General features: G+C 45.1%; 5 protein-coding genes. 1 reads left to right on the top strand and 4 read right to left on the bottom strand.

Going from position 1 to position 3,116, the window contains the following annotated elements; translation table 11 throughout:
• From traL to AB6D80_RS24515, 4 genes are all read right to left on the bottom strand, one after another.
• Window positions 1-269: type IV conjugative transfer system protein TraL (gene traL / locus AB6D80_RS24530; protein ID WP_372189893.1), on the bottom strand; the 269-nt coding region annotated here is incomplete at its 3' end.
• 9 nt (window positions 270-278) lie between these two features.
• Window positions 279-566, bottom strand: a complete 288-nt coding sequence (gene traA / locus AB6D80_RS24525) for a type IV conjugative transfer system pilin TraA (protein ID WP_016800088.1) — start codon at window positions 564-566, stop codon at window positions 279-281.
• Window positions 567-741: 175 nt separating this feature from the next.
• Window positions 742-1,110 (bottom strand): hypothetical protein, encoded by a 369-nt coding sequence (locus tag AB6D80_RS24520; RefSeq protein ID WP_048660709.1) that lies wholly within the window; start codon window positions 1,108-1,110, stop codon window positions 742-744.
• A 343-nt stretch (window positions 1,111-1,453) separates the two neighbouring features.
• Window positions 1,454-1,633, bottom strand: coding sequence for a TraY domain-containing protein (locus AB6D80_RS24515; RefSeq protein WP_016800598.1), 180 nt, complete (start codon window positions 1,631-1,633; stop codon window positions 1,454-1,456).
• 800 nt (window positions 1,634-2,433) lie between these two features.
• Here AB6D80_RS24515 and AB6D80_RS24510 point away from each other — a divergent pair.
• On the top strand, window positions 2,434-3,116 hold a 683-nt coding region (locus AB6D80_RS24510; protein ID WP_372189891.1), incomplete at its 3' end, for a hypothetical protein.

The raw sequence follows: 3,116 nt of genomic DNA, 5'->3' as shown, positions 1-3,116 counted from the left end.
GTACGCTTAAAGAGGGTGGGATGGACAAAGGAAGCCCCCCACCAATAAAGTGACAGGGTAACTATGTTGTCACCGTATTGCGCTTTGATGTAACGTAATCCCCCAAACCAAGCCAGCGATAACGTCAGCCCTATCATTTCGTGTTTAAGCCAGAATGAGAGGCCAAAAATGCAGAGGGCAGGCACGAGTTCATCAACTGGGAACCCGAGCCAGCGACGACCTTTGTTCATGTGTTTTGGAATAGAAAAAAACTGATGAGGGTCTTCCATTGTGACTCCTTAGCCTAAGCCGACGAGTGGTGCTCCAACATTCCACAAGACTGAGCCGCCAATGAACCCGCCAACGGCCGCAAACCAGTTACGGCTCATCAGTCCAGTGACGACCGCCCCCGCAAGCCCAGTCCCCAGCATCGCGGTTTCAACCGCAGAGCCTTTGCCCGCCGAGTCTTTCATGGCTTGTTTACCTGACGCGAAGATATCGGCAGCCAGAGCGGGCTGAGTGATAAGAAGTGTCGAGACAGCAACGCCAAGCCCGACAAGGAGGGTGCGCTGGGTGCGTTTTTTCATAATAAATATCCTTATTGAGTGATAAATTTATCAAGTGTTTGGTCATGATGGAGTAAAAGACCTCCTTGCCTGAGAAGCTGGGAAGAAGGGTTAGGTTGTCCTAGGCAGACCGTGCAACGTGCAAATTAAACGGCGCGTGGGGAGAAAGGTTAAAATCGACAGGTATAGGCACGCATCATAAAGAAAACAGAGAAGATTTCGCGTACTTCAAACCGCGATTACGACTCACATGTTGCTTCCAATTTTGAGCGCTAATGATGGTGTTCTTAAGCTTCCGATAACGTTTTTTACAAGCATTCTTTGAAGCTGGGAGAGTGAGACGGTTAACTGATTGAACTTGTTTTTGAACCGCAACAAAATGAACACCCTTCCAATAGAAAGGGAATGAAAGGTGTCCAGTAAAAGACAGTAAGGCGGCAAACGCCATGTGTTCACGCCCGACCGTTCCCAGTTCTTTGACGCTGACAAAATCCCCTTGTTCAACAAAGTGGCCTAATACATTCGCCGCCTCATCTGTACGACAATGTCCGTAGATAATCTGCATCGTTCACACTCCTTTTTAGGACATTGTTTTGTTCTTTTAAAAAAGCAAAACAATGGGCTCTCTTTCAAGAGCCGTGCTACAAACTGGCTTGAGCATTCTTGTAGTAGAATGCGCACATCCAAAGGATGTGGTGTCTGGTATTCCCAAGTAACTCTATTTCACCACTCAACCAGCGTGCTTAATTGAGTAGAAAAACAGCCTTGGACGTCGCCCCAGAGAGGGCTCCTGAATTTGTTAGGCATATTACGCAGGCCTGCGCCCCTCTGCGGCGCTTTTTGCAATCGTGAAGGCAGCCCACCTTCGAGGCCATCTGAAATAAGATCTCAGACGGCAATATCATTCGTTACAGCGACCAATTGGGAAAACGTTTGAGATGATCTTCTAATCGAAGTTTCCCTTCGCGCTTTTTGGCCCGTTCTGCTCTTTTCGCCGATAGCGTTAACGTTTTATTCGCGTTTGCTGAAAGACTAAAAGCGATACCGACTTCCTTGTTATCAACCCTACATTCTGATTTCAAATTCATACAAAATCCTTTTCAATTAAGAAAAACCGAAACGACCGAGTTCAAACTGAAATATCGCTGAACCCTCTAATCGTTCAAAAGTGACCCAGAATTATTAAACTTATTTGCTTTTGTGATGGGCCTCTCAATCTTGCAATTTAACATAACAAATATAATACGCACCAAATTAAACTTTTGATTTTAATGGTTATTTTATTAAATTTAACGTTGCCTTTGTTTTTAATTTTAAATAATTAATCCATTAATTATTTTTATTGGGATTCTTTGATGTGCTATAAATTTTTCAAGGTTATTTGTTATCTCATTGTTATTTATCTGCTATTTTTGGTTACGCATTATATTTGTTATGTTAAGGGAAAAATCCCAAGGCACACTTAGCGTTTGAAATATCAGGCGACGACACGCTATACTTACCTGAGGTCTATAAGGTTAAAACACACGACATTGCTTACTCCTGTAGTGTCCAATGTCGTGTGTTTTTTCTAGGATTTAGAGTGTGTTAGAGGTGGTACTCTGACTATATAGCACTCGCAAAAAAGCCGACTTTCCAAGAGTAGTCGGCTTTTTTGTGTCTAAAAAACCGGCATTTGATTTCTTTTCCCGGTTGAGATAGGTTGAAATTTCACCGTTTGGACGGCCAATCCAAACACCCCAAAAACCTCTTGGACTTCAAAATATGACGCATTTGACTCAGCCTTGGCTTGGGCTAACGCTCAGGAGAATCCACTTTCTGCCTAACACCGCCTTTTTTGTCCCTCAGGATGAAGCGAGGTGTGTTTTAAACGTGGACGGTGAGTCTTATGAAAACGTTTAGCTCCTCCCCTCCCCCGTTCGATAAATCGAGTTACGATGCGCAGTATCGCTGTAAGCGTAAGGCTCGCAAACTGGATTTGATTGAATTGTATCAACGCGTCATTGAAGAAGAGAACGCGCGGAACCCTAAGACGCCTTTTGAGATCGGATTTAAGTCTCGCCGGTTGCTCCGAAGCGGTAAGGTAGAAACCCTGCCGCCAGAATACGCGCGGATCTTAAAAGGGTGTGAAGAATTTATTACCAACCCCAATCGTTTCCCGTCACTCAATGCATGGGGCGGTGAAGCGGTGAATAATGTCCAATGTCGCACCTTAATTGCGAAAGTATTAGCGTGCACTCTGCCGAACACAGACCTCCTTGGCGGGCGCATCGGTTTGCCCACCGAAGCGGGATTGAAAACCATCAGCTACGACCAGCTTCAAGAAGATTATGCGTTGCGCTTTGGAGAGTTTATTTCGCCGAAGTCCTTTGCTAAAGCGGTGAAGTATCTAAAGCGTGCCAGCTATTTTCACAGTGAGCGGATCAATGTGTGTGTCGACCAAGACGAAGGGACGATACGCAGTGCACCCGCGTACAAACAGTTTACACCTCGCTTCTTTAATGACTTAAAAGTCGTGCGTTACACCAACATCAGCGAATTGATCCTCGCAACACGGGAACGCCAGACAAA

This window comes from Vibrio sp. 10N.247.310.17 (genome assembly GCF_041466605.1).
GTDB classification, from domain to species: Bacteria; Pseudomonadota; Gammaproteobacteria; order Enterobacterales; family Vibrionaceae; genus Vibrio; species Vibrio tasmaniensis_A.
This window is presented reverse-complemented; position numbering and strand designations above follow the sequence as displayed.